Origin of the sequence: Nocardia ninae NBRC 108245, from assembly GCF_007990755.1 — a bacterium.
Classification (GTDB): Bacteria; Actinomycetota; Actinomycetes; order Mycobacteriales; family Mycobacteriaceae; genus Nocardia; species Nocardia ninae.
On the sequence record NZ_BJXA01000041.1, the window covers coordinates 20,655 to 45,188 of the forward strand.

At 65.9% G+C, this 24,534-nt stretch carries 21 protein-coding genes and 1 tRNA gene; 12 read left to right on the forward strand and 10 right to left on the reverse strand.

Annotation, left to right across the window (positions count from 1 at the left end):
• Positions 1 to 58 precede the first annotated feature (58 nt).
• Positions 59 to 1,450: a glycine--tRNA ligase gene (locus tag NN4_RS26055; protein ID WP_107654921.1), complete on the forward strand. Its 1,392-nt coding sequence runs from the start codon at positions 59 to 61 to the stop codon at positions 1,448 to 1,450.
• An 83-nt stretch (positions 1,451 to 1,533) separates the two neighbouring features.
• Here NN4_RS26055 and NN4_RS26060 read toward each other — a convergent pair whose 3' ends face one another.
• Together NN4_RS26060 and NN4_RS26065 are read right to left on the reverse strand one after the other, a co-directional pair.
• Positions 1,534 to 1,983, reverse strand: a complete 450-nt coding sequence (locus tag NN4_RS26060) for a DUF1707 SHOCT-like domain-containing protein (protein ID WP_246181081.1) — start codon at positions 1,981 to 1,983, stop codon at positions 1,534 to 1,536.
• A gap of 43 nt (positions 1,984 to 2,026) precedes the next feature.
• A complete protein-coding gene (locus NN4_RS26065; RefSeq protein WP_222595165.1) occupies positions 2,027 to 2,737 on the reverse strand; it encodes a DUF899 domain-containing protein in 711 nt (236 codons plus the stop codon).
• A gap of 246 nt (positions 2,738 to 2,983) precedes the next feature.
• Between NN4_RS26065 and NN4_RS26070 the strand changes: the two genes are divergently transcribed.
• The gene (locus NN4_RS26070) at positions 2,984 to 3,904 is read left to right on the forward strand and encodes an NADP-dependent oxidoreductase (protein WP_147136622.1); all 921 of its coding nucleotides are present in this window, start codon (positions 2,984 to 2,986) and stop codon (positions 3,902 to 3,904) included.
• Positions 3,905 to 4,058: 154 nt separating this feature from the next.
• Here the strand turns inward: NN4_RS26070 and NN4_RS26075 are convergent, their stop codons facing one another.
• Positions 4,059 to 4,667, reverse strand: a complete 609-nt coding sequence (locus tag NN4_RS26075; protein WP_147136625.1) for a TenA family protein — start codon at positions 4,665 to 4,667, stop codon at positions 4,059 to 4,061.
• Between the two features lie 62 nt (positions 4,668 to 4,729).
• Here NN4_RS26075 and NN4_RS26080 point away from each other — a divergent pair, with 62 nt between their 5' ends.
• Both NN4_RS26080 and NN4_RS26085 read left to right on the forward strand, forming a co-directional pair.
• Positions 4,730 to 6,001 carry a phthiocerol/phthiodiolone dimycocerosyl transferase family protein gene (locus NN4_RS26080; protein WP_246181082.1) on the forward strand — a complete coding sequence of 424 codons (1,272 nt, stop codon included), beginning with the start codon at positions 4,730 to 4,732 and terminating at the stop codon, positions 5,999 to 6,001.
• Between the two features lie 351 nt (positions 6,002 to 6,352).
• Positions 6,353 to 7,804, forward strand: a complete 1,452-nt coding sequence (locus NN4_RS26085; protein WP_147136627.1) for a molybdopterin-dependent oxidoreductase — start codon at positions 6,353 to 6,355, stop codon at positions 7,802 to 7,804.
• Between the two features lie 24 nt (positions 7,805 to 7,828).
• Here NN4_RS26085 and NN4_RS26090 read toward each other — a convergent pair whose 3' ends face one another.
• Together NN4_RS26090 and NN4_RS26095 are read right to left on the reverse strand one after the other, a co-directional pair.
• Complete coding sequence (locus NN4_RS26090; protein ID WP_147136630.1) at positions 7,829 to 8,647, reverse strand: MerR family transcriptional regulator; 819 nt, start codon at positions 8,645 to 8,647, stop codon at positions 7,829 to 7,831.
• A gap of 45 nt (positions 8,648 to 8,692) precedes the next feature.
• Positions 8,693 to 10,672, reverse strand: coding sequence for a TPM domain-containing protein (locus NN4_RS26095; protein ID WP_147136633.1), 1,980 nt, complete (start codon positions 10,670 to 10,672; stop codon positions 8,693 to 8,695).
• 185 nt (positions 10,673 to 10,857) lie between these two features.
• Here NN4_RS26095 and NN4_RS26100 point away from each other — a divergent pair, with 185 nt between their 5' ends.
• The 4 genes from NN4_RS26100 (at position 10,858) to dnaG (ending at position 15,842) form a co-directional block, all read left to right on the forward strand.
• Positions 10,858 to 11,535, forward strand: coding sequence for an MBL fold metallo-hydrolase (locus tag NN4_RS26100; RefSeq protein ID WP_147136636.1), 678 nt, complete (start codon positions 10,858 to 10,860; stop codon positions 11,533 to 11,535).
• A gap of 62 nt (positions 11,536 to 11,597) precedes the next feature.
• Complete coding sequence (locus NN4_RS26105) at positions 11,598 to 12,278, forward strand: YdcF family protein (protein WP_147136639.1); 681 nt, start codon at positions 11,598 to 11,600, stop codon at positions 12,276 to 12,278.
• The gene (locus tag NN4_RS26110; protein ID WP_147136642.1) at positions 12,278 to 13,537 is read left to right on the forward strand and encodes a deoxyguanosinetriphosphate triphosphohydrolase; all 1,260 of its coding nucleotides are present in this window, start codon (positions 12,278 to 12,280) and stop codon (positions 13,535 to 13,537) included. The genes NN4_RS26105 and NN4_RS26110 overlap by 1 nt, the downstream gene beginning before the upstream one ends.
• 379 nt (positions 13,538 to 13,916) lie before the next feature.
• Positions 13,917 to 15,842, forward strand: a complete 1,926-nt coding sequence (gene dnaG / locus NN4_RS26115) for a DNA primase (protein ID WP_147136646.1) — start codon at positions 13,917 to 13,919, stop codon at positions 15,840 to 15,842.
• Between the two features lie 72 nt (positions 15,843 to 15,914).
• Here dnaG and NN4_RS26120 read toward each other — a convergent pair whose 3' ends face one another.
• Together NN4_RS26120 and NN4_RS45170 are read right to left on the reverse strand one after the other, a co-directional pair.
• A complete protein-coding gene (locus tag NN4_RS26120; RefSeq protein ID WP_107654933.1) occupies positions 15,915 to 16,160 on the reverse strand; it encodes a hypothetical protein in 246 nt (81 codons plus the stop codon).
• A gap of 94 nt (positions 16,161 to 16,254) precedes the next feature.
• Positions 16,255 to 16,395, reverse strand: a complete 141-nt coding sequence (locus NN4_RS45170) for a hypothetical protein (RefSeq protein ID WP_186818640.1) — start codon at positions 16,393 to 16,395, stop codon at positions 16,255 to 16,257.
• Between the two features lie 180 nt (positions 16,396 to 16,575).
• On the opposite strand from NN4_RS45170, the gene NN4_RS26125 reads away from it, so the two are divergent.
• On the forward strand, positions 16,576 to 17,472 hold the full coding sequence (locus NN4_RS26125; protein WP_186818641.1) for an endonuclease/exonuclease/phosphatase family protein: 897 nt from the start codon (positions 16,576 to 16,578) through the stop codon (positions 17,470 to 17,472).
• 78 nt (positions 17,473 to 17,550) lie between these two features.
• Positions 17,551 to 17,623: transfer RNA gene (locus NN4_RS26130), tRNA-Asn, on the forward strand.
• Between the two features lie 67 nt (positions 17,624 to 17,690).
• Here the strand turns inward: NN4_RS26130 and NN4_RS45175 are convergent.
• The 3 genes from NN4_RS45175 to NN4_RS26140 all read right to left on the reverse strand — a co-directional run bounded on the left by NN4_RS45175 (position 17,691) and on the right by NN4_RS26140 (position 21,469).
• On the reverse strand, positions 17,691 to 17,831 hold the full coding sequence (locus NN4_RS45175; RefSeq protein ID WP_186818642.1) for a hypothetical protein: 141 nt from the start codon (positions 17,829 to 17,831) through the stop codon (positions 17,691 to 17,693).
• 1,035 nt (positions 17,832 to 18,866) lie between these two features.
• On the reverse strand, positions 18,867 to 19,136 hold the full coding sequence (locus NN4_RS26135) for a hypothetical protein (protein WP_147136653.1): 270 nt from the start codon (positions 19,134 to 19,136) through the stop codon (positions 18,867 to 18,869).
• A complete protein-coding gene (locus NN4_RS26140; protein WP_147136656.1) occupies positions 19,133 to 21,469 on the reverse strand; it encodes an N-6 DNA methylase in 2,337 nt (778 codons plus the stop codon). Before NN4_RS26140 ends, NN4_RS26135 begins: the two co-directional genes overlap by 4 nt.
• Before the next feature lie 339 nt (positions 21,470 to 21,808).
• Here NN4_RS26140 and NN4_RS26145 point away from each other — a divergent pair, with 339 nt between their 5' ends.
• Positions 21,809 to 23,338, forward strand: a complete 1,530-nt coding sequence (locus NN4_RS26145) for a type I restriction-modification system subunit M (RefSeq protein ID WP_147136659.1) — start codon at positions 21,809 to 21,811, stop codon at positions 23,336 to 23,338.
• The gene (locus NN4_RS26150; protein ID WP_186818643.1) at positions 23,335 to 24,534 is read left to right on the forward strand and encodes a restriction endonuclease subunit S; all 1,200 of its coding nucleotides are present in this window, start codon (positions 23,335 to 23,337) and stop codon (positions 24,532 to 24,534) included. The genes NN4_RS26145 and NN4_RS26150 overlap by 4 nt, the downstream gene beginning before the upstream one ends.

A 24,534-nucleotide genomic window follows, 5' to 3' on the forward strand; every position in this document is an offset into this window, starting at 1 on the left:
CACGCAAAACAAGAGCCTGAACGCACAATCCGACTCGTAGTGGATGGAGAATTCTCGCGTGGCACCCAAGTCGAAGGTGGACACCGTTGCCAACCTCGCCAAGCGCCGGGGTCTGGTGTACCCGAGCGGTGAGATCTACGGAGGCACCAAGTCGGCGTGGGACTACGGTCCGCTGGGTGTCGAGCTCAAAGAGAACATCAAGCGGCAGTGGTGGCGGTCCATGGTCACCAGCCGCGAGGACATCGTCGGCCTCGACTCGTCGGTGATCCTGCCGCGTCAGGTGTGGGTGGCCTCCGGCCACGTCGGTGTGTTCAACGATCCGCTGGTGGAGTGCCTGAACTGCCATCATCGTTTCCGGCAGGACCACCTGCAGGAGGCGTACGCGCTCAAGCACAAGATCGACGACCCGGACACCGTCTCGATGGAACTGCTCGCGTGCCAGAACTGCGGCACCGTCGGCAAGTGGACCGAGCCGCGCGACTTCAACATGATGCTCAAGACCTACCTCGGCCCGATCGAGTCCGAGGACGGCATGCACTACCTGCGTCCCGAGACCGCGCAGGGCATCTTCGTCAACTTCGCCAACGTGATGACCACCGCGCGCAAGAAGCCGCCGTTCGGTATCGCCCAGATCGGCAAGAGCTTCCGCAACGAGATCACCCCCGGCAACTTCATCTTCCGCACCCGCGAGTTCGAGCAGATGGAGATGGAGTTCTTCGTCAAGCCGGGCGAGGACGCGGAGTGGCACAAGTACTGGATCGAGACCCGTTTCTCCTGGTACACCGATCTGGGCATCAACCCGGACAACCTGCGGCTCTACGAGCACCCGAAGGAAAAGCTGTCGCACTACTCGGCAGGCACCACCGACATCGAGTACCGCTTCGGCTTCCAGGGCAACGAGTGGGGTGAGCTCGAGGGCGTCGCGAACCGCACCGACTTCGACCTGAAGACGCACTCCGAGCACTCGGGCACCGAGCTCAGCTTCTTCGACCAGACCACCAACGAGCGCTACATCCCCTACGTCATCGAGCCCGCGGCCGGCCTGACCCGCTCGCTGATGGCGTTCCTGGTCGACGCCTACGCCGAGGACGAGGCGCCGAATGCCAAGGGCGGCGTGGACACTCGCACGGTGCTGCGGCTGGACCGTAGGCTGGCCCCGGTCAAGGCGGCCGTGCTGCCGTTGTCGCGCAACGCGGATCTGACGCCGAAGGCCAAAGACCTTGCGGCGCAACTGCGCCGGAACTGGAACGTCGAGTTCGACGACGCGGGCGCGATCGGCCGCCGCTACCGGCGCCAGGACGAGATCGGCACCCCGTTCTGCATCACCGTCGACTTCGACACGCTCGACGATCAGGCGGTGACCATCCGCGAGCGGGATTCGATGGCGCAGGAGCGGATCGCGCTGGACAAGGTCGAAGGCTACCTGGCCCAGCATCTGCTGGGGTCCTGAGGCTTTCGCGAGACTCGAATGGACGACCCGCACCGAGTGATCGGTGCGGGTCGTTTGTCGTTGCGCCCTCCGTCGCCTCGGTTTCAGCGCCTCGGCGGGACAGGTGGCAGCGGCGGCATCGGTGGCATCGGTGGCTGCTGCGGTCCGGAACCGTTGCCGCGCACGATGATTCCGATCGCCGTCGGGATGAGCAGTGCGCAACCCCACGGCACCGCCACCCAGAACGGCCAGAAGTCGCCCATGCCGGTGGCCGCCCAGATCAGCAGGCACAGCATGTTCACGAACACCCAGGGCGTCCACATGATGACGACCCACTGCGGCACCGGCTTCGCCTGCGCCGCGCGCGAACCGCGGTGCGCGGGCAGATCGGACAGCAGGGGTGTCAGCTCGCCATAGGTCTTGGCGGCGTACACCTGTTGCAGCCGGTCGTCGTACTCGTGCAGGGTCAACCTGCCCTCGTCCATCGCCCAACGCAGTCGTTCGACGATTTTCTCGCGGTCGGCATCAGACGCCCGCACATTCTCCGCACCCACACTGGTCAGAGTAGGCGGTGGTGCGTGATCGCGCCGCAATTGTTCAGTGGCAGTGCGCGGCATCGGTGCCGTAGCTGTCGTGATGCAGCGCCTCGCCGACGTGCCGTTGCCTGCCGAGCGGGGTGAAGTCCAGGTAGTTGTGGGTGCCGATGAGGACGTCGCCGCCGCGAGCGTAGGCCGAATAGGTGTGGAAGACGGCGCCGTCGTTGTCGCGCCAGAAGACGCTGGTGCCCGGCTGTTCGCCGTCGATCTGGTAGGTATTGCCCTTGGCTTCGATCTCCGCCTTGGTGCGATAGTTGTATTCGACCGGGCGCACGGACTCGTCCATGGTGACGTGGTAGTCGTAGTTGAAGTCGCTGCCGTACGACGAGTACATCGGGAACTGCCAGCCCATCCGCTCGTGATATCGGCTCAGCGTGTCCCATGGGCCGCGCGACACCGCGGCGAAGCTGGTGTCCTGGACATGCAGGTGCGCCAGATGCCCGACGTTGTCGAGCAATACCGCGCAACTCGGGCAGCCCGCATCCAGATCCCACCGCCACATCATGTGATAAACGATGAGCTGGCGGCGGTCCTCGAACAGGTCTCGTAACGTGAGTTCGCCTGTGGGGCCTTCGAATACGTAGTCCTTGTCGACCGCGACCATCGGCAGGGCGCGGCGTTTCGCGGCGAGCTCGTCCTGTCGGCGCGTGTGCGCCTTCTCTTCGGCCAGCAGGCTCGTGCGGGCGGCCAGCCACTCGTCGCGGGTTGTCACGGCGGGACGGTACATAGGGGTCTCCCTTGATTCGCAGAACAGCGGTCCAGGTGTGTAGACCGGCTGCCGGAGCGCAACGAATCGGCCGACGCGGTGCGTGTGCGTTCAGCGGGCTTGACGACATGGGTGCGCGCAGAGTCCCGGTGCGGAACGATCGATTTCGGGCGCGGGCCGATGGGAATGAACCGGTCCTGGCGCGCGGTTGACGCTCGAAATGCCGTAAGTCACCGAAACGAGGAGCCGAGCATGGCAAGAGCGGTGCAGTTCGATCGATATGGCGGAATCGAAGAGTTGAAGGTGGTCGAGGTGCCGACGCCGACCGCCGGGCCCGGGCAGGTGGTGGTCGAGGTGGTCGCGGCGGGCATCAATCCGGGTGAGGCGTACATCCGCAGCGGGGTGTTCCGCGAGCAATGGCCCGCGACGTTTCCCTCGGGGGAGGGGAGCGACTTCGCCGGGCGGATCGTCGAGATCGGAGACGGCGTCGGCGGAGTCGAGGTCGGTGATGAGGTGCTGGGGTTCACCGAGAATCGGGCCAGCCACGCGACGCATGTGGTGGTGCCCGTCGACCAGGTGACGCCCAAGCCCGCCGGACTGGACTGGGATGTCGCGGGTGCCCTCTATGTCGCGGGGACAACGGCTTTCGCGACGCTACGGGCGGTGGAGGCCAACGCGGGCGATACGGTCGCCGTGTCCGGCGCCGCGGGCGGCGTCGGCTCGATCGCGGTGCAGCTGCTGCGTGCGCGCGGGGCCGAGGTGATCGGTATCGCGAGCGCGGCCAACCACGACTGGCTGCGGAAGGTCGGCGTGACACCGGTCGCGTACGGCGACGGACTGATCGAGCGCCTCCGGGCCGCTGCGCCGAAGGGTGTGGACGCGTTCATCGATACGTTCGGCGCCGACTACGTGGACATCGCCGTCGAACTCGGCGTGCCGATCGAGCGGATCGACACCATCATCAACTTTGCCGCCGTCGAGAAGTACGGCGTGAAAGGCGACGGCAATGCCGCCGCGGGGACCATCGATGTGCTCACCGAATTGGCGGACCTCGCCGCGGCGGGCACCCTGGAAGTGCCGATCGCCGGGGCGTATCCGCTCGACAAGGTGCAGGAGGCGTACCGGGAGCTCGAGCAGCGGCACACGCGCGGCAAGATTGTTCTGCGTCCCTGAACCTCGGTTTGCCGCACTGAAGGTGTGCGACGAACCAACGGTGTGGCATAGGCGGTCAGCAGCGCGGCTGAAAAGGCATGCGGGGCAGGCGCTCAGCGTCGGGCTGCTCGCACCTGCGCAGCCGATTCAGCCGCGCGGCTGATCTCGCACAGGCTCAGGCGGGAACGTCCCAGAAAGCGAGTTCGTGGCGCATGCCTTCCAAGAACAGCTGCTCGGCCCTGGCGGGGTCAGCGCCCGCTTCGTCGATCATCTGTGCGCAGCGGCGGGTGAGGTCGGCGAAGCCGGGGTCGGCGTAGGTGTCGACCCAGCGGCGGTAGCGCGGTTCGGCGGGTGGGTTCTCGGCGAGGCGGGCACCCAGGGTGGAGTAGCCCCACATGCACGGGTACAGGGCGGCGAGACCCTCGGCGTAGCTGGCGGCCGAGTCGAGCAGGAACGTCGTATAGGCCTGGCAGGCAGGGCCTTTGGCGGCACCGCCCAGGTCGGCGCCGAACTCCGCGGCCAGCGAGCGGTGTAGTGCGAGTTCGTCGTGGTAGGTGGCGTGCGCCAGGTCCACCAGATCGCCGAGATGGGCCGCCGGAGCCTGCCAGGCCAGGCGGCTGAAGACACGAACGTAGTCGAGCAGGAAGAGGTAGTCCTGCTCCAGCCAGGAGCGGAAGATCGGCTCGGGCAGGTCGCCCTTGGCGATGCCCGCGACCGTGGGGTGGTCGAGCTGATGCTCGACCAGGGGGCGGCCGAGTTCTTCCAGATGCGCGGCGAGACTCATGCCTGCCAGTCTGGCGCATCCTGCGGTTTGCGCGTCCGCCGGTGTTGCCGCACGCTTGCGAGGTGTTGCGGGATGAGGATGCGGTGGTGCGCGTGCTGGCACCGTCGGAACAGCGGTTTGTTCGGCACGGCACCTACACGGGCCGGTCGGTGTCGGTGACGGGGAAGCTCGATGCGGCGGCGTTGAAAGAGGCCTTCGCCGCATTACAGCTGGCGTATCCGGTGGTGCTCTGCCGGATCGTGGAGGACGAGGCCGGGGCGGGTTATCTACTGCGCCCGGAGGATTCGCACGTCGCGGCGTCGGTGGTCGAGGGTGATGTGCAGACTGTGGGTTTGCCCGCTACTGCGGCGGACCCGGCGATGCAGCTGGCCTATCTGGATGCGGTGGTGGCTGAGGGCGATCGGTGGCGGGTGACGCTGTATGCGCACCACAGCATCGCCGACGCTGGGCATTGCGTCGAACTGTTGTCGCGGTTCTGGGGCTTCTACACCGACATCGTCGAATCCACACCGATAAGTGTGGTGCCACAGGACTATCCGCAATCGTTGGAATGGCATGTGGCGCAACGTGGCATCGCTGCCGGAGAGGTGACCGGCTTCGAGGATGTGACGCGGCCCCTGCCGCCGGAAGCGCAGGCTGTCCCGGCTGGTGAACGGGCACCTGCTTCGCTTGCCCGGCCGACGCGTGCTCTGCTGGATGAGGCGCTGACAGCGCGGATCGTCGGGCTCGGCCATCAGCGGGGCGTCAGCGTCAACGGGTTGATCACCGCCGCGTTGCTGCGCGCGTATGCCTCCGAAAGTGCCGACGCCGCAGGTGGTTCGGTGACGTTGGGGTGTTTGTATCCGGTGGACATGCGCCCGCGACTCGATCCGCGGGTGGCACCGGCCGAGGGCACCAACATGGCCGGACTCGCGTCCTTCGCCGCCGACATCGACTTCTCGGAGAGCATTCTGGAACTGGCCCAGCGGGTTTCGAAACGGCTCCGCGACGACCTGGCCGAAGGCGTCGTGCAACAGTCGGTGCTGCACTTTCCCGACTTCTTCGGCCCCAGCCGAATTCACTCCCTCGCCGGTCATGTCGCGATCACCAACACCGGGGCCGTGCCGCGTTTCCGAACACCTGCGGGTCTTGTATTCACCGACTACGAAATCGTCTACCTCTCCGCGCACCCTCGCCCCTCAACCGGCGCATCCGCCGCAGTCACCTTCCTCGTGTACACCTTCCACGGGCGCCTGGCCGTCGGCCTGCTCGGTGGCGGCACCGACGCCGACCGGCTGCTCGCGGCGGTACGCAAAGAACTGGTCGCGTTGGCCGCCGAGACGAGCGAGGAGTGAGCCGGTACTCGTAGCCGGTGCGGCTGGGTTGTATGTCCAGCACTTGCACTACGCCAGCTCCTCGCCGCCGGCGGTGCGCCGGCGCGGCTCATGACGGGTGCGGCCCTTCGGTACGGGCGTGGCGCCGAGTGCGCCCATCGGAGAAGCCGAGTTCGGATCGGATTCTGCGCCACCGCATCGGCACCGGCGTCTGGGCTGGTCGACTACAGCGGCAGGTGAATCCAGCTGCTCGGCGGCCGTGCGCCGCGCGTCGACCTGGCCGTGCTGCGGGGGAAACCGGCTGGCCGATGGCGCTGGTCGGGCAGAATGCTGGGTGACAGCGGACGATAGGCGGAAGCGGGTGTGCCGGCGGTGGTGACAAACGGAGACCGGAAACGCGGCGGACGGGTGGCGGCGGCCGCGGTGGGCGTGGCGGCGCTGGGGGTCGGCGAGGCGATCGCGGCGACCAGGGGCGGCTCGCTGATCGACACGCTGGGGCGGGCGGCCATCGATGTCGCTCCGGTACCGGTCGTCGAGACCACGGTGGCTATGTCCGGCAGGCACGACAAGATCATTACGCGGTCCGGTATCGGTGCGGGGGTGATCGCGGCCGTCGTCGGGCTCGGTGCCCTGCCCGAACGGTTGCGGACACCCGCGGCCACTGCGCTCGGCGTGGGTGCGGGCGCGTTGGCCATGCGGTTGCCGACGCGTTCGACGTCCGCCGTCGCCGGTGCCGTCGCCGCTACCGGAGTGCTCGCCGCCGGTCTGCGCAGGCGACCGCGCGGCGTGCTCGGCACGCTGGCCTGGGCGGCGACCGGCGCCGGAATGTTCGCGGCTGCGCATACCTTGCAGCACGATCTGGACCGCAAGCACGACAACGAGATTCGCCGAATAGGCCCGATGGGTGCGCTTGGTGTGGTGCCGCAGGACGGTCTGGAAGACGAGCCCGGACTGTCGCCTCTGGTCACCGCCGCGCGCCGAATGTATGTCGCCGACGTGAATCTGCGTGCGCCGCGGGTCGATCCGAGCCACTGGCGGCTCTCGGTCAAAGGCAAAGTGGCGCACCCGCTGCGGTTGTCGCTGCACGAATTGGCCGAGGATGCGGTGGAATTCGACGCAGTCATGGTATGCGTGCACAACCATGCCGGGGACGGCCGCGCGGCCAACGGGCGCTGGTACGGGGTGCCGCTGTCGGATCTGCTGAAGCATGCCATCCCGGAATCCGATGCGACCCGGCTGGTAACCAGAGCAGTGGACGGTTATTCGATCTCGCTGCCGATCGAGCCCCTGCGTTCCGGGGAATGGCCCGGCTATGTGGTGATCGGCATGAACGGTGAACCACTCACCCCGGCACACGGTTTCCCGGCCCGCGTCTTCGTCCCCGGCCTCTACGGCCAGTACACCGGCGTGAAATGGCTTGGCGAACTGGAACTTACCGATGACAACCACGTCGACTACTGGTGGCGGCGCGGCTGGCCATCCGGCCCGCTGTGGGTGACGCCGCAGGCCCGCATCGACGTGACCGCACCGGGCCGTTCCGCCGCGGGTACCACCACTGTGGCCGGGGTCGCGTGGGCGCCGCCGCACGGTGTCGCGGGGGTGGAGGTGCGGGTCGGCGAAGGTGATTGGCGCCCAGCCGATCTCGGCGCCGAGCTCGCTCCGGCCGCATGGCGTCGCTGGCGCACGACGGTGGAACTACCGCCGGGCGAGCACCGCGTGCAGGCGAGGACGATCAGCCGGTCCGGTGAGGTTCAGGAGGGGCGTCATCGCCCGTCGTTCCCCACCGGCCCGTCCGGATTCCATACGGTCACTGTTCAGGTCTGAGCAACCGAGGTAGTACGCCGCGGCCTACTTCGCGACGATGGGTTCCTGTAGTTCGGTGACCCAGCCGCTCGAGTCTTCGGTGTAGACCAGCGTCACCTCGCGGCTGGGCCCGCTGAGCCGGTAGCCGTTGTCCTCGACCCAGCGCCCCAGCGTCTGCCACGGTCCCAGCACCTCGTTCATGCTGCCGCGATGGACGACCGTGGCGGCCTGCGGGACGGCGGGCAGATCGATGACGGTGAAATCGTGCGCCTCGTCGGGGTCGACGTCGACCGGCATCGCGGCGTGTGCGAGCACTTTGCCGTCGTCGCGGTGCTCGTAGTACGCGATCCCGCATCCGACGATCGGCACACCAGCTTTCTCCAGCCGCGCGCAGATGTCCTCGAACAGCGGCCCGATCACCGGCCCGATCGAGCTCGGCTCGAAATCGTCGGCGACAGCGGACAATTCGGCAACCCGAACCGCAGGCAGGGATTTGATCATCACATCATGGACAGGCATGACGCCCTCTTTCTCGATGATGCGGAGCCTCGTCTCGACCTGGAAGAGTCTGGCGCGATCGCCCGCGATGCGCTGCTCGAGCTCGGCGCGGCGCAGCGTGAGCATGCCGCGCAGTTCCGCGCCGCTCACCTGGTCGTCCAGGATCTGGCCGACCTGCTCCAGCGTGAAGCCGAGATCCTTCAGTGCGACAAGGCGATTGAGCCGGGCCAGCTGTCCGCCGGAGTAGAAGCGGTAGCCGTTGTGCTCGTCGACCCGATCCGGGCGCAACAGCCCGATCGCGTCGTAGTGACGCAGCATGCGTACCGACACCTGTCCGTGCCTGGCGAAGTCTCCGATGGTGAACATAACGACTCCTGGTCTATGACCTCACACCGTGTCAGGGTCAAGCGGTCAGAACCGCCCGCCCTGGCTGATCCGCCGCGAACCCGACGAGCCGCCGTATGAGCCCGTGCTCCAGCCACTCGAACCGGATCGGCGGCCGCCACTGGCCGCGCCGCGCAGCAATCCGTCGATGAGGATGCCGCCGAGCACCGCCCCGGCATGCGAGGAACCCGACATAGGCTGGCGCGTTTCCCAGGCTTGCACGCTGGCCTGGGCGGCCTGCAATGCGCGTCCGCCGAGGTCGGCGGCGGCCTGGGCGCTGATCAGGGCCCGCGCGGGATCGGTCGCGCTGAGCTGGTGTGCCGCATCGAGATTGCGTTGCGCCTCGGACAGCCGGGTGCGGGCCTCGGCGTCGATGCCGCCGCGCCGGGTGGTGATGTAGTCCGACGCGGCGCTCACTCGGGAACCAGCAGCTGTCAGCGCCTGGTCGAGCCTGCGCCGTAGGTCCTCGGCGGCGAGTTTGCGGTCGGTGGCCGCCGCGATGGCGCGGTCCAGCTCGCCGTCGGCGGCGACCGCGTCGTGGAAGGCGTCGAGCGGGTTGGCGTTCGCGGTGGCCTCGGCCTCGTCCAACGTGGTCTGCGCGCTGGCCGTCGCGGCGGCCAGGTCCGGGCCGCCGTAGCCGGAAAGCTCGGTGGCGGAGGCGATATCGCGGCGCAACTCGTCCAGCACCGCGGGCAGGCCGTCGCGGGCCTGCTGGATGTTGGCGGACGCGTTGTCGATGCCGTCGAGCAGGGTGCGGGCCTGGCCGACCGCCGCCTCCGCCGAGCGGATCGCGGCGACCGCGCCACCCTGCTTGCCCACCGGCTGGGTGAGCGCCGCACGACCCGCGTCGATGTTCTGCTCCGCGAAGTTGATTCGTTCGCCGGCCATGGTCGCGTTGTCGTGGATCGGGGCGAGGACGCTGGCCGGGTGCGCGGCGGTGAGCCGGGACAACTCCGCCTCGGCGGCGGGCACGCGGCTCTTCAGCTCGACCAGATCCCTTGTCAGCCCGTCCAATCGGTCGGTGGCATTGATGAGCAGGTTGCGCATGGCGTCGAACTCGGCGACCTGGGAGTCGAGTTCGCGATCGGCGCGCCCGACGGTGCCGATCAGGTCGACCAGCAACGTGCGCTGTTCGTCCGGGGTCTCCGGAATGTCGTCATCGAGCCGCTGCCGGATCGAGAAGGCTTTGGCGGCTGCGGCTTTCGCGTGATCGAGGGCGGTCTGGAAGGGGAGAGCGGCGGTGGCGCCGAACTCACCGGTCGCCAGCTCCAGTTCCTCGGCGCTGGTGCGGATCGCGTTATCGATCTCGACGAGTGCCTCCCGCGAACGTGCGTGCAGTGCCTCCAGCGGGAGGGCGGCGAGTGCGGTGGTGTCACCGGGGTCCACCTGCCGCGCGGCCGCGAGTTCACCCTTTGCCCGGTCACGACGTCGCTTGCGGGAGAACAACACCAGCCCGCCCACCACGAGCACCAGCAGCGCGGCGATGACGAGCAGGAAGCCAACATGCACGCCGCCGCCCTGCCTGGCTGTCTTCAGTCCGTCCGCCGTCTCGACGCCCGCATCGGCCCACCGGCCGTCGCGCAGCGCAGGCTCCACCTGGCGCGTCAGCAGGCTGTTCAACTCGGAATCGCTGACGCCACTGGGCAATTCCCCGTAGAACCAGTACGCGCGATCCTTGGTGGCGACCGCGAGCAGCAGATCGCGGCTGCCGAACCCGGACTCCGCGGCCGTGCGCTGCGCCCACGCCTCCGGCCCGAGCCCGCCGAAATCGCGCACGTAAACCACCCACAGCCGGACCTGCTGATCGGCATACAGCTCGTCGACCGCCGACTGCACCCGGTCGAGCTGACCGCCGTTCAGCGCCTGCGCCGAGTCGACGACGTAGGTGTCCATGCGCAGCGGTGCCTCGGCCGACCCCGTCGGTGCACCCAGCAGCACGGTCCCGGCGAGTAGCGTGCCGAGCACCATCCGGGAGGTCCAGCGGGCAACACGATTCGGAAGCGGCATGGCACGAATCTATCGCGTGGCCCAGCCGTTGGGCCGCTGGTGAACGCCACAACCGGAAGTTCCGGCGCGGCTCATCGGCACATGGTGGTGAGCTTTACTCGCGAGATGCCGCAGCCATGTGCCGTTGATGAACACCCAGGGCTCGCGGATGGCAGGGGACAGGGACGGTCGATAGCATCGACGATGTGATCACCATCGATCGCCCGTATACCGGCCATGTGTCGCCGGGTGCCGATCCGCAGCAGCGGGACGTGCCGGGTGCCCGCGTCGTCAAGATGTCCGTCGGCGGCATGGACAACAACTGTTATCTGGTGCAGTGCACGGCCACCGGCGCCGCGCTGCTCATCGATGCCGCGAACGATCCCGAGCGGGTCGAGGCGCTCATCGACCACGTCGCGCCCGGCCAGATCGCCCTGATCGTGACGACGCACCAGCATCCGGACCACTGGCAGGCGCTGAAGCAGACCACGGCCGCGACCGGTGCGCCCACCGCCGCCCATCAACTCGACGCCGACCCACTCCCGGTCCGCCCCGCCCGGCTACTGGCCGACGGCGACCACCTCGCCATCGGCGACCTCACCTTCGAGGTCATACACCTGCGCGGGCACACTCCGGGCTCGGTGACCCTCGCCCTCACCGACGGCGCCGGCCAGGTCCACCTGTTCACCGGCGATTCGCTGTTCCCCGGCGGACTCGGCCGCACCAGCGGTCCGGCCGACTTCGACAGCCTCTACCACGACGTCACCACCAAACTCTTCGCCCGCTACCCCGACGACACCGTCGTCTACCCAGGCCACGGCGACGACACCACCCTCGGCACCGAGCGCCCGCACCTGTCCGAGTGGCGGGAACGCGGCTGGTAGATCGGCGAAAAACGCGGGCGAAGCACACGTACTGGCAGACTTGGGGAGTGGATTCGCCAACGATGCGCGCTCGAGCCGATTCGGTGCCCGACCCCGTGCTGCCGCGAGGCAAAGGCGCGGGGGTGCTGCGGTGGGTTCGGCGGTTGATCGTCGGGTCGGTGTTGATGGGACTGGTGCTGGTCGGCGGGACGGCGTTCCGGGTGTGGCAGGTGGCGCGCATCGATGACTATGCGACGGCCGACGCCATCGTGGTGCTCGGTGCCGCGCAATACTCCGGCACTCCCTCCTCGGTGTTCGAGGCGCGACTCGATCAGGCTTATCGCCTGTTCCGGCTCGGCGTGGCGCCGCGGGTGATCACGGTAGGCGGTAAGCAGGAGGGCGATCTGTACACCGAGGCGGCGTCCGGCAAGAACTATCTGCAATCGCGGGGCGTGCCGAGCGACAAGATCCTGGCCGTGGAGACCGGTTCGGACACCTTGCGCAGCGTCGAGGCGGTCGCGACGGCCATGCAGGCCCGCGACATGGACTCCGCGGTGCTGGTGAGCGATCCGTGGCACTCGTTACGCACCCGCACCATGGCCCGCGACGAGGGCTTGGACGCCTGGACCGCGCCGACCAGGACCGGGCCCGCAGTGTACACCCGTGAGTCGCAGGCGCACGGAATCGCCAGGGAGACAGGCGCTTTGCTCTGGTACCAGCTCACCCATTTCGCGGCGGACTTCCGATATACGGCAGGGCAGTAGTGGACGGTTACACCGAGCACGATTGCGAACGGCTAGTTGTCGAGCGCGCGAAAACCGCGGGACTCGGCCCGCCGCGCAGTGAATTCGAGACCGGTCATCGCACCGAGTTCGCTCGGGACCGGGCCAGAGTGCTGCACTCGGCGGCGCTGCGTCGTCTCGCCGACAAGACTCAGGTCATGGGTCCGCGCGATGGTGACACCCCGCGTACCCGGCTCACCCATTCGATCGAGGTCGCTCAAATCGGCCGGAGCATCGCCGACGGTCTCGGGTGTGATGCCGATCTGGTCGATTTGGCCGGGCTGGCGCACGACATCGGGCATCCGCCGTACGGGCACAACGGCGAGAAAGCCCTGGATGTCTTCGCCGACGCGCATGGTGGTTTTGAAGGCAACGCGCAGAACCTGCGCATTCTCACCCGTCTCGAACCCAAGGTGCTCGACGCCGACGGGGCGAGCGCTGGTCTCAACCTGACTCGTGCTGCCCTCGATGCTGCCCTCAAATACCCATGGGGCAGAACAGGTCCCGGCACCAAATTCGGAGCCTACGACATCGACACCGACCGTCTGGACTGGATACGTAAAGGCGCGCCCGATCGCCGTCGCAGCCTGGAATGCCAGATCATGGACTGGTCCGACGACGTCGCGTATTCGGTGCACGACGTCGAGGACGGTGTGATCGCGGGCCGTATCGACCTGCGCGCGCTGGCCGACCCGATCGAGCAGGAGGCGCTGGCCAGCCTCGGTCGGCACAAGCATTACTCGCTGTCAGCGGACGAACTCGTCGCCGCGGCGCAGCGGCTTTCCGAGTTGCCGGTCGTCGCTGCGGTTACCGATTACGACGGGACCCTCGCCAGTTCGGTTGCGCTCAAACGACTTACCAGTGAACTGGTCGGCCGGTTCGCCACTGCCGCGATCTCTGCCACCCGAGAGACCGCCGGCAGTACTGCCCTCTCCCGGTACGGTGCGGACCTCGAGGTTCCGCAGGTGGTCGCTGCCGAGGTGGCGGTGCTGAAAACCGTCGCCCTTCGTTATGTCATGTCCGACCCCGATCACAGACTTCGCCAAGAAGCTCAACGCGAGCGCATCCACGCGGTCGCCCAGGGGCTGCTCCGCGAAGCGCCGCGCAGCCTCGAACCGCTGTTGCTGCCATGGTGGGAGGCGGCCGGCGACGACACCGCGCGGGTTCGGGTGATCGTGGACCAGATCGCGTCGTACACGGAGAGCAGGCTGGAGCGGGTGGCGGCGTCGCTGCGTCAGTGATCGGTCATCAGTTACGGAGAGCAGACTCGAACGGGTGGCGGCGTCGCACACGATCCGGTGCTCGCGGCGCGCGTACCCTCAGCGATCGGTGCCATCGGTCAGTGTGATGAGGATGGTGCGCCGCGCGGGAGACGGCTCGGTTCTTCGAGACGCCGCTGGTGTCCTCAGTCACTGCGTCGTGACGAGCGCGCTGCCTGCCCTGCCTCGGTCGGTGTGACGAGCACGACCTGGCGCTCGGGCGGAGGAGCAGGAACTCGCGCCGCCGCGTCGGTCCAGTTCGGGTGCTACTGCCATCTTCTGCCAGGTCGCGTCGTCGGAGCGGCTGTCGAGCCGGAGCCAAGGGTGAAGAAGGCGCCCCTCGGCGGGTACGCTCACTGCCGTGGCCGGACGACTCCCAGATCGCGATATCGCGGCGATACGTGACCGCGTCCGCATCGAAGACATTGTGGGGGAATACGTCGCGCTGAAGCGCGCGGGCGCGGACTCCATGAAGGGGTTGTGCCCGTTTCACGACGAGAAGTCGCCGTCGTTTCATGTGCGCCCCAATCATGGCCTCTTCCACTGCTTCGGCTGCGGTGAAGGCGGCGACGTCTTCGCGTTCCTGCAGAAGATCGATCATGTCGGCTTCGTCGAAGCGGTCGAGCAGATGGCCGACCGGATCGGTTACCAGATCAACTACGAGGGTGGCGGCACCTCGGTGCAGCGTGACCGGGGCACCCGTTCCCGGTTGGTCGCCGCCAATGCCGCCGCGCACGAGTTCTACATGGCCCAGCTGCGCGAGCCGGAAGCCGAGACGGCGCGCAAGTTCCTCACCGACCGCAATTTCGATGCCGCCGCGGCCCAGCAGTTCGGCTGTGGTTACGCGCCCGCGGGCTGGGACACGCTGACCAAACATCTGCTGCGCAAGGGTTTCGAGTTCAAGGAGCTGGAGGGCGCGGGCCTGTCGAGGCAGGGCCAGCGCGGCCCGATCGACCGGTTCCACCGTCGACTGCTCTGGCCGATCCGCAACCTCGGCGGCGACGTCATCGGTTTCGGCGCGCGCAAGCTCTTCGACGACGACACCATGCCGGGTAAATACATCAACACCCCGGAAACGATCCTGTACAAGAAGTCCCAGGTGCTGTTCGGCCTCGATCTCGCCAAGCGCGACATCGCCAAGGGCCACCAAGCCGTCGTGGTCGAGGGCTACACCGACGTGATGGCCATGCACCTGGCCGGCGTGAAAACCGCCGTCGCCTCCTGCGGTACCGCGTTCGGTGACGAGCACCTCGCGCTGCTGCGCAGGCTGCTGCTCGACGACAACTTCTGGCGCGGCGAGATCATCTACACCTTCGACGGTGACGCGGCGGGCCAGGCGGCGGCGCTGAAAGCCTTTGCGGGCGACCAGAAGCTGGCCGGGCAGACCTACATCGCGGTGGCGCCCGACGGTCAGGACCCGTGTGAGCTACGCCAGCAATCCGGTGACGGTGCCGTCCGCGACCTGGTCGCGCGTCGTACTCCGTTGTACGAGTTCGTGATTCGCGGGCTGCTCGCCGACCACAACCTGGACACCGCAGAGGGCCAGGTGGAGGCGTTGCGCCGGGCGATCCCCGTGGTCGCGCAGATCAAGGACAACGCGCTGCGTAAGGCGTACGCGACGAAGCTGGCCGGGTGGGTCGGCTGGGACGACATCCAGACCGTGGTCCGCCGAGTCGGTGACGAAGCCAAGCGCAACCGCACCGGCGGCGGCAGCGCCGGTGGGCGACAGATGCCGCCCGCGCGACAGACCGAGGTGGTCGCCGAACATCCTGCCGCACGGCCCAATCCGAACGATCCGACGCTCATGCCGCAACGGCAGGTGCTCGCCGCGGCGTTGCAGTATCCGGCGATGGCCGGGTCGGTGTTCGACTCGCTGGAGGCCGACGCCTTCACCCATCCCGCCTATGCGGCGGTTCGGCTGCTGATCGCCGAAGTGGGTGGCACCTCGGCCGGGCTCGGTGGTGCGGAGTGGGTCAACGCAGTTGCGGACCGCACCGACGATCTGACCATGCGCGCACTGCTGTCCGAGCTGGCCAACGAGCCGCTGCCGGTGAAGAACGCGGCCGGCATCCCACGTTTCGTCGCCGGTGTGCTGGCGCGCACGCAGGAGGCGTGGGTAGGGCGGCAGATCGCCGAGCTCAAGTCGAAGCTGCAGCGGGTGTCCTCCACCGAGCAGCCGGATGCCTACATGGCGCTGTTCGGGGATTTGGTGGCGCTGGAGCAGTACCGCAAGAGCCTGTTGACGCAGGCGATGGGCAACCACGACGACTTCGCTACCGGGGCTTGAGAACAAACCCAGCGCAGTCGGATCGGCCTCAGTATTGGTGGCGACGGATCAGATCACCCGATCGATCCGTCGTCAACGGCGCAGTTGATCCTGCGGTACAAGGATGGTGGTGCGCTCGTCCAGCGGCTCCATCGGTTCCAGCCGCGGTTTCGTGCTGAGCTTGTCCGACAGCTTCTGCCTGCCGACGAGTACCAGCTTGCGGGTCACCGGGCTCTCCGAGAGGGCCCGGGTCGCCGCGCTGATCTGCTCGTAGCGAGCCCGCCCGGCCTTGCTGCCGAGTACATACCCGGCCGCCACGCCGATGATCAACCGCAGCATCTCGATGTGCTCCTCCCAGTTGCCTGTTCGCGGCTCTATCCTGCCCGACGGCCGGTGGCCCTGTCGATCCGGCTAGGGCTGGGAGGGCAGATGCTCAGGCGGCGAGTTCCTCTCGCTTGGCCCGATGCTCGTCACACAGCTGTCGCTGGCCGCGGCGGATGTGCGCCGGATCCAGCAGTTCTCGGAAGGTCAGATTCTCGCGACGCCAGCAATCGCCGCATGCGAATTCGTTCATGACGGCCACCTCGTTCCTCTGCTCAGCGGGGTTGCCAAGGAGTTCCCAATTCACCACGCGCTCAGCGCTTTGTGTTCATTCTCGCCCCCGATAGCGGCCGTACCGTTACTTCCAGGTGAGAACGGTGGAACGCGAACCGGTTTCATGAACCTCTCATCTGCCGCGTCCATCGTTGCCGGTATGCCGCACGGAACCTTTCGAGACATCACCCTGGCGTCGGCCGCCGCACTGCTCGCCGCTCTGCTCGTGGCCCCTCGATTACTGCCCGAGACCGGCGGGTTTCGCCAGCTCGTCAGCAGTTTTCTGCCCTGGCTGATCGTCCCGACGCTGCTGCTCGCCCTCGTCGCCCTCTGCGCGGCCTCCAAGGTGGGCCTCGTCGCCGTCCTGGCACCGATCCTGGCTTGGACAGTGATCTTCGTCCCCGAACTCGTCGACCGCCCACACGGCGAGCCGTCCCCCGACGCGTTGCGTGTCGCCACCCAGAACCTCGGTGCCAACGGCACAGCAGACGAATTGACCGACGCCGCAGTGATTTCGGTACAGGAACTCACCGACCGCAACCGAACCGCCGTAGCAGCGGCCCTGGACCCACACCACCCCCACGTCGCGACCGTCGGCACCGTCGGCCTGTGGAGCCGCTACCCGCTGTCCGACATCGAACGCCTCGACCTAGGCCAAGGCTGGGCCCGCGCCCTACGCGCCACCCTCGAAACCCCCACCGGCAACGTCACCGTCTACGCCGTCCACCTCGGCTCCATCCGCTTCAACGACACCGACGCACGCAACCACACCCTGAGCACCCTCACCGACCTCGTCCACCGCGACCCCGCCGACCGACTCCTCGTCCTCGGCGACCTCAACACCGCCTCCACCGACCCCCAACTCTCCGCCCTCGCCCTGCACGACGTCCGCAGCGGCCTCGGCTTCACCTGGCCCGCCGACTTCCCCCTCACCCGCCCCGACCACATCCTCACCCGCGGCTTCACCCCCCGCGCCGCCACCGTCCACCACACCCCCGGCAGCGACCACCGCGCCGCCACCGCAACCCTCGACCCCACCCCACATGTCAGCAGGTAGCGACGCGATTTGGGCGGGCGCCCGCCCATACGCTAAAGTTTCTCCTCGGCCCGCCTAGCACAGACGGACCGAGGATAGTCCCCTATAGCTCAATTGGCAGAGCAGCCGACTGTTAATCGGCAGGTTTCTGGTTCGAGTCCAGATGGGGGAGCAGTGACCAGGGCGAACGCTACCGTTCGACCCTGGTTTTTGCTTTTCGGTGGTAGAACGGCCTGTTTTCAGCGCGCGAGGCCGCCGAGAGCGGCGGTGAAGTCGGATGCTTCGGTGGGTTGGTCGATGTAGTGGCGTTTGGTGACCGAGTCGTTGGCGTGGCCGAGCTGCGGCTTGGGGGCCGTATTGCTCGGCGATGAGCGACGCAACCGTCTTGCGGATGGCCTCGGTGGTGACCCAGGCGAACTTCTCGCCCCGTGCTTGACGCCACAGGCGGTTGATGTTGTGAGGATCCCAGATGCCGCTGTCGCGGTTGGTGAAGACCAGGTCGATGACTCGCTATCACCGTGCCTTCTCCTGGTGACCGTTGAGGACGATGCGTTTGAAATGAGCCTCCCATATCCGCAGGTTGCTCAGCGCTGGGGACTGCTGCACGGTCAGGCGACAGTGTCGTTCGACAGTAATGGCTTGATCGGCCAACTACTACACCACTCTGACGGACGCAACCCAAAACGGCTTCCGGCCAGACCCGGCTTGACCGCCTACGCCGCCGGTGTAGTGGAAGGCCAACCCACCTCTCCGGAGGCACGGGTGTGCTGGCGAAGCCAGGAGACCCTTCGTCTCGCGTCCCCTACACCAGGACCGTCGGTGCGGGCACCGACCTGGTCCCGTCATGCAGAATCATGGTAGACCAAGGGGCGTGAGCCGCGAAAGATCGCTGACGGCAGCAAAATTGGGCGATATCGTCCGGAATCTACCGACCGCTAATTAATCATCGATGAGTACGAACGTGAACGCCACGGTGCGCAGCGCAATGGGACAGACAGCCTGCGAGACCACCTTCTCGGCTAATTGTCCGAATACGGCGGACCAGGATACTACGGGCGCAAAAGCCGGGCAGAGATGCGCGATTCTTCTACAACCACTTCAAGTGCGCAGCGGATTGTTCTGGCTCGCAGAGGCATTGGGTGAAGAGCCCGTACGGTTGCGTACCGCGACTGACTGTGTCGATGCTGCCGGGCCGAACCTCGCCCGCCAGTGCGGGGCATTGAGAACCGTTATCCCGTGGTCGCGGATCGAGCAGCTTTGGACGGGCCACTCGCCGAGTTTCGAAGGCGGTTCGGCTGGACGGTGCGGAGACCGACGAGGTAGCTCCATTCGACTCCAAACAGGTGAACGTCGTTGTCGGTGCAAGTCATGAACTGATGCGACGCGATTTGCGGTACTACAGGCCGATGATGGCTCTATGGTGCTGACTTACTTTTGGTTTCGTTGAGGCGGGTGTCGCGCCGGTACTTCAGGACCTCGCTGAGGAGAGCGAGGCGGTGATTCGATTTTTGCGGGACGATGACGGCGATCGCATGGAGCAGGGTGGCACACAGCACTGCGATGACCGCCAGCGCTATCAGGCAGATCGAGAGGACGTGCGGCGTAACCCACGTGCTGGCCGTGGCTGCCGCCGTCGCGAGGGTCATCGTGCCGGCGCTCCCAGGGCTCGGCTTGGGCATCGTCATCGGACATCCAGGGTTCCGGCGATCAGTCGGTCTACGGCCACGTCTCGAAAGCCCTCAGCAGCTTCGGCGGCGGCACGCAGAGCCGCCAGCTGCACATTGAGCGCGCGAGCTACCGTTCCGATTGTGCGTTGTTCGGTGATGGGCGGCACCGGAAGGGGCAGGGAACCGAGTTCTGGAGCGCTGATAGAGGGAATTCGTTTGCGGTGCGCCACTTCCCGTAGCCGCGACCTGGTGCGGGGTGCCGAGAGTACTGCGAGCAGATACCAGGGATCGAGTTCATCCTGATTCCAGCTTCTGATTCGGAGCAGATTGGTATTGAACACGCGACCTTCGTGGCTTGGTCGCACGATGGCGGGTTCGGTGACCGCTCCGGTGCGAACGATGAGGATGTCCGCGGGTAGCAGCGTGAATCTGGACAGCATGTCGGCGTCACGGTCGGACAACAGGGGAGCGTCATCGAGGATGATCCGCTGTCCGCGAAGGTGCTTCGGCATCACCATCTCTACTCCGTGCTTGTCGACATCGCCTCCGTCCTCATGGAGGAATTCAATCTCTTGCAGACGCGAGTGGGACGGTCCGGCGATTATCTCGCACATGTCCTTCAACCGGGCTTCGGCGCGATGGGCCGAGGCTGCCGACAAGGTGCGAGCGGTCCATTCGCGCGCGGAGATCACCGCCGCACCGGCGTCGGCCGCCGCGAGCAGCTGGCCAAGCGCACCGCGTGTTCGGTCGAACCTGCCGAGTGTCGGCTCGATGACTTCTCTTTCCTGACTCTGGCGTCGTTCGAGGGCTTGGCGGACGAAGTCGCCGGGGTGCAGCCGGAAGTCGACGTCGCGGATTCTCTCGGAGTCCACGGCAACAGCGTGTCCGCCGTGTGGCAGTGATCGAAACTCGCCGACATGAAAGTCTTCTCTGGCCGCGAAAGCCTTTGCGATGTGGTCGATTTCGATCAGCGTGCTGTGGGGTGCGCCGGGATCACGCCGTCTCATCGTCCGGGCGTCGATGAGCAGCACACGGCTGTTGCCCATCGGACGGGGCGGCTCAAGTATCCACATGACCACAGGGACGCTGGCGATGGGGAAGATGTCGGAGGGGAGCGATATCAGGGCGGCCACCGCGCCCTGGTCGATCAAGTTGGCGCGAATCCGCCGCTCGTGCGCGTCGGTCGAGGCGACCGTCAGCTCGGGCAGCAGGATGACCGCACGCCCGTTCCGCCCGAGCCGGTTCAGGGCGTACTGCAACCAGGCGAAGTTATCGTTGTGAGCCGGGGGTTCGCCGAACGGCCACATCGCATCGCCCCCTGCGGGATTCCGGGGTGACCGCTGACCGAAGTTCGGGTTCGCCACCACTGTGTCGACATGGTCTACGATCGGATGCGTCCACGGGGCAGTATCACCGGTGCGCAGGTTTGCTGCGTTGCCGTGTACCGCCAACTGCATACCAGCCACTCGCACCATCCCCATGTTCACTCCGACGCCTCGGGCGGTCATTTCGCCGCTGTCGGCCGCGCGGGTCATAACTGCGTGGAGGAGTTCACCGCCACGCAGGTAGGGGTCGAGCACAGTGCCGGACACCCGGCCCTGTGTTGCGAGCGCCGCCATCAGATTCGCCAACGGCGTGGGTGTGATGTAGTCACTGCTGTCCCTGACTACCAACTGGGCCATACGCTCGAAAAGAAGATCGAAACCACGTGCGCCGAGCTCGGAGCACAGGCTGACAAGTCTGGTCAGCTCGTCGAGTCTGCCCTTGGCGATTGTGGCGAGAACGGCTTTCGCGCCGGTGGGCAGGCCATGGCAGCGAAGGGCCTGGTCGATGTGGCGAGCCATGTTGTCGACAAGCCGACGCGGTTCGATTCGCCGGACATGGTTCGCGGTGTTGATCCGGTCCCAGTGATCAGGGGCGCACGTCCAGGTGTAGGTCGACAGCATCGCCGCTTCGTAGAATTGGTGATCGGACACCCCGTAACCGCGCAGCCGCAGGCGGTGCTGTTCGAGTTGGGCGACCCGCGCCCGTATCTCGATGGGGTTGAGGGCGGTGTCCCTGGGTTCCGAAACCCCCTGTGACGCAGCGAGATTGTGACGAAGTCGGTGTCCGTAGGTGGTGCCCGAGGGTTCATCCGGGTCCAACTGATCGCCGGGAATCTTGCGCGTGTCCAACCATGCTTGCCAATCCGATCGGCGATAGCGATTGTGGGCGCCCTCGCGGGTGACCGGCTTCGGGGCGTCTTTGTGGCGGCGTCGCCAGTTGCTCGGAGTCGAACGTTCCACATTGGTGAGAGCAGCGAGCTGGGAGAGGGTGAGGAGGCTGTCGGACTGGTGGGCTGAACCCGGCATGGTGCCTCACAGTGCTGGTGGATCGCGGATGGTTGCGTTAGTCGAATCGTATGGCGATCGTGAAGGCGCCCGCAATGATGACAGCTGTCAGCATCAGTCAGTCATCAGCACATCGGGGAGTGTAAATCGGATGATGTCAGCTGGAGTTTGCGGCATTTCCAGCAGAAATACATGGTCGTGATGGATAGATATGGTCACCACACGAAGTGCGCACTGCAAGTACTCATACTCGGCGAGCATTGTGGGGTGGCTTCCTTGAGGCGGGGGACGATACGGCGCGGCTATCGAACCCCGAGAAGAACGCGGAGAACGTCGATGGGGTCGGATAACCTCTCAGGCATGATCACTGGGGAACTGCGGAGCAGGATCGACCGGCTGTGGGATGCCTTCTGGTCGAGTGGCATCTCGAATCCGCTGGAGGTGATCGAGCAGATCACCTACCTGATGTTCCTGAAGCGGCTCGACGAGTTGCAGACGGCCAAGGAGCGGCAGGCGCACTTCACCGAGGAGCCGATCGAGAACCCGATCTACGTCAAGGGCGATGACCCCGAGCGGAATACCGACCACCTCCGGTGGTCGGTATTCAAGGAGCTGGGGCCGGACACCATGCTCGCGACCGTGCGCGACGAGGTGTTCCCGTGGCTGCGGACCGCGGGTGGGGAGGAATCCACCTACGCCCACCACATGAAGGACGCGCGCTTCACTATCCCCACCGCGAACCTGCTCACCCGCGCGGTCGACATGCTCGACGACATGACCCTCGGTGAGGGGGACACCAAGGGTGACCTGTACGAGTACATGCTCTCCAAGATTGCCTCCGCCGGTCAGAATGGACAGTTCCGCACTCCGCGCCACATCATCGAACTGATGGTGGAGATGATGGCCCCCGGTCCGAAGGAAGAGATCTGCGACCCGGCCTGTGGCACTGCGGGCTTTTTGGTCGGCGCGGCCGAATACCTCAAGCGCACCCATCCCACCGTGCTCACCGACGACGAGCAGCGGGATCACTTCCACTCCAGCATGTTTCACGGCTTCGACTTCGACTCCACGATGCTGCGCATCGCCAGCATGAACATGCTCATGCACGAGATCGAGCAGCCCGACATCCGCTACCGCGACTCGCTGGCGCAGACGGTTTCGGTTGAGGCCGAGAAGTATTCGATGATCCTGGCCAACCCGCCGTTCGCCGGCAGCCTCGACTACGAGACCACCGCGAAGGACCTGCTGCAGGTCGTCAAGACCAAGAAGACCGAGCTGCTGTTCCTGGCGCTGTTCCTGCGGCTTCTAAAGCCCGGAGGCCGGGCTGCGGTCATCGTCCCCGACGGTGTGCTATTCGGATCGACCAAGGCGCACAAGGAACTTCGCAAAATACTCGTCGAAGAGCACGGCCTCGACGCGGTGGTGAAACTGCCCTCCGGCGTATTCAAGCCGTACGCAGGTGTGTCCACCGCCATCCTGTTCTTCACCAAGGGCGATGCCACCGACAAGGTGTGGTTCTACGAGGTCACCGCCGACGGCTTCAGCCTTGACGACAAACGCACTCCGCTGCTGAGTGAAGACAGACTCGGGGTCGTCCCGCGCACCCCGCTGGCCGCCGAGGAGCATGCGAAGAACAACCTCCCCGACGTGCTGGCCCGCTGGAACCGCCGCCATGCCGATGAGGGCGAGCGCGCCCGCACCGACCAGAGCTTCTGCGTGCCCAAGGCCGACATCGCCGACCAAGACTACGACCTGTCCCTCAATCGATACAAGGAGGTCGTCCACGAGGAGGTCGAGCATCGGCCGCCGCTGGAGATCATCGAGGAGCTGGAGCGGATCGAGGCGGAGATTCAGCAGGGGATGTCGGAGTTGAAGGGGATGCTGGGGTGATCCGTACGGTGAAGCTGCGCGATGTCGCCCATCTCAATCCCCGCCTCATCGACCGGCTGGACAAGGATACGATCGTTTCCTTTCTAGGAATGGCGGACGTCGACGCCGTTGAAGGAACTACGGGCGCCGGGGTGGACAAGAAATTCTTTGAGGTCTCTAAGGGGTACACGCAATTTAAGAGTGGCGATTTGCTTGTTGCCAAAATAACGCCGTGCTTTGAGAATGGAAAAATAGCGCAGGCGAAAATGCGTAATCCGCAAGGCGCTGGCTCCACCGAGTTTCATGTGGTCCGACCGGACTCATCGGAGCTCGACTCTCGATACTTGCTTCATTTCCTGCGACTGCCGCAAGTTCGAATCGCTGGCGAAAGGCGAATGACCGGAAGTGCGGGGCAACGGCGTGTGCCCGAGAGTTTCTTGGCTGAGTTGACGTTTCCGCTACCATCAGTTGCTGAGCAGCGGCGGATTGCGGAAGTGCTGGATGGGGTGGATGTGTTGCGGGAGAAGCGGCGGCGGGCCATCGCCCTCCTCGACGACCTCGCCCGATCCATCTTCCTCGATATGTTCGGCGATCCGATAGCCAATAGCCGAAATTGGCTGCGTATTCCCTTTGGAGATCTTCTTGACAGGATTGACAGTGGCACCAGCCCGAAGTGCTTAGACCGCCCCGCTCGCGACAATGAATGGGCCGTGCTGAAGCTAAGCTCAGTGACGAGCTGTCGATTCATTCCGGCTGAAAATAAGGCAATTCCACTAGGTACGATTCCGGCGTATGATGATGAAGTACGTCCGGGCGATCTGCTGTTTACTCGTAAGAACACTCCGTCGCTAGTCGCTGCCTGCTCGTTCGTGCGTGATACGCCACCAAGGCTATTGATGCCTGACCTTATTTTTCGGTTCCGGTTCAAGTCCGACGCAGAGGTGGTGCCGCTGTACATCCATCAGTTGCTGGTGAATCCGCAAAAGCGGCGAAAGGTGCAAGAACTTGCGGGCGGTAGTGCTGCCTCAATGTCGAACATCTCTAAGGCACGACTCATGAATCTCTCTATTGAGTTGCCGCCTCTGGACCTACAGCGAGAGTTTGCCAAGCGGATCGATACTTTGGAGCGGTCCCGGCATGTTTATGTCACACAGCTGGACGACCTCGACACCCTCTTCGTCTCCCTGCAATCCCGCGCCTTCCGTGGCGAGCTGTGA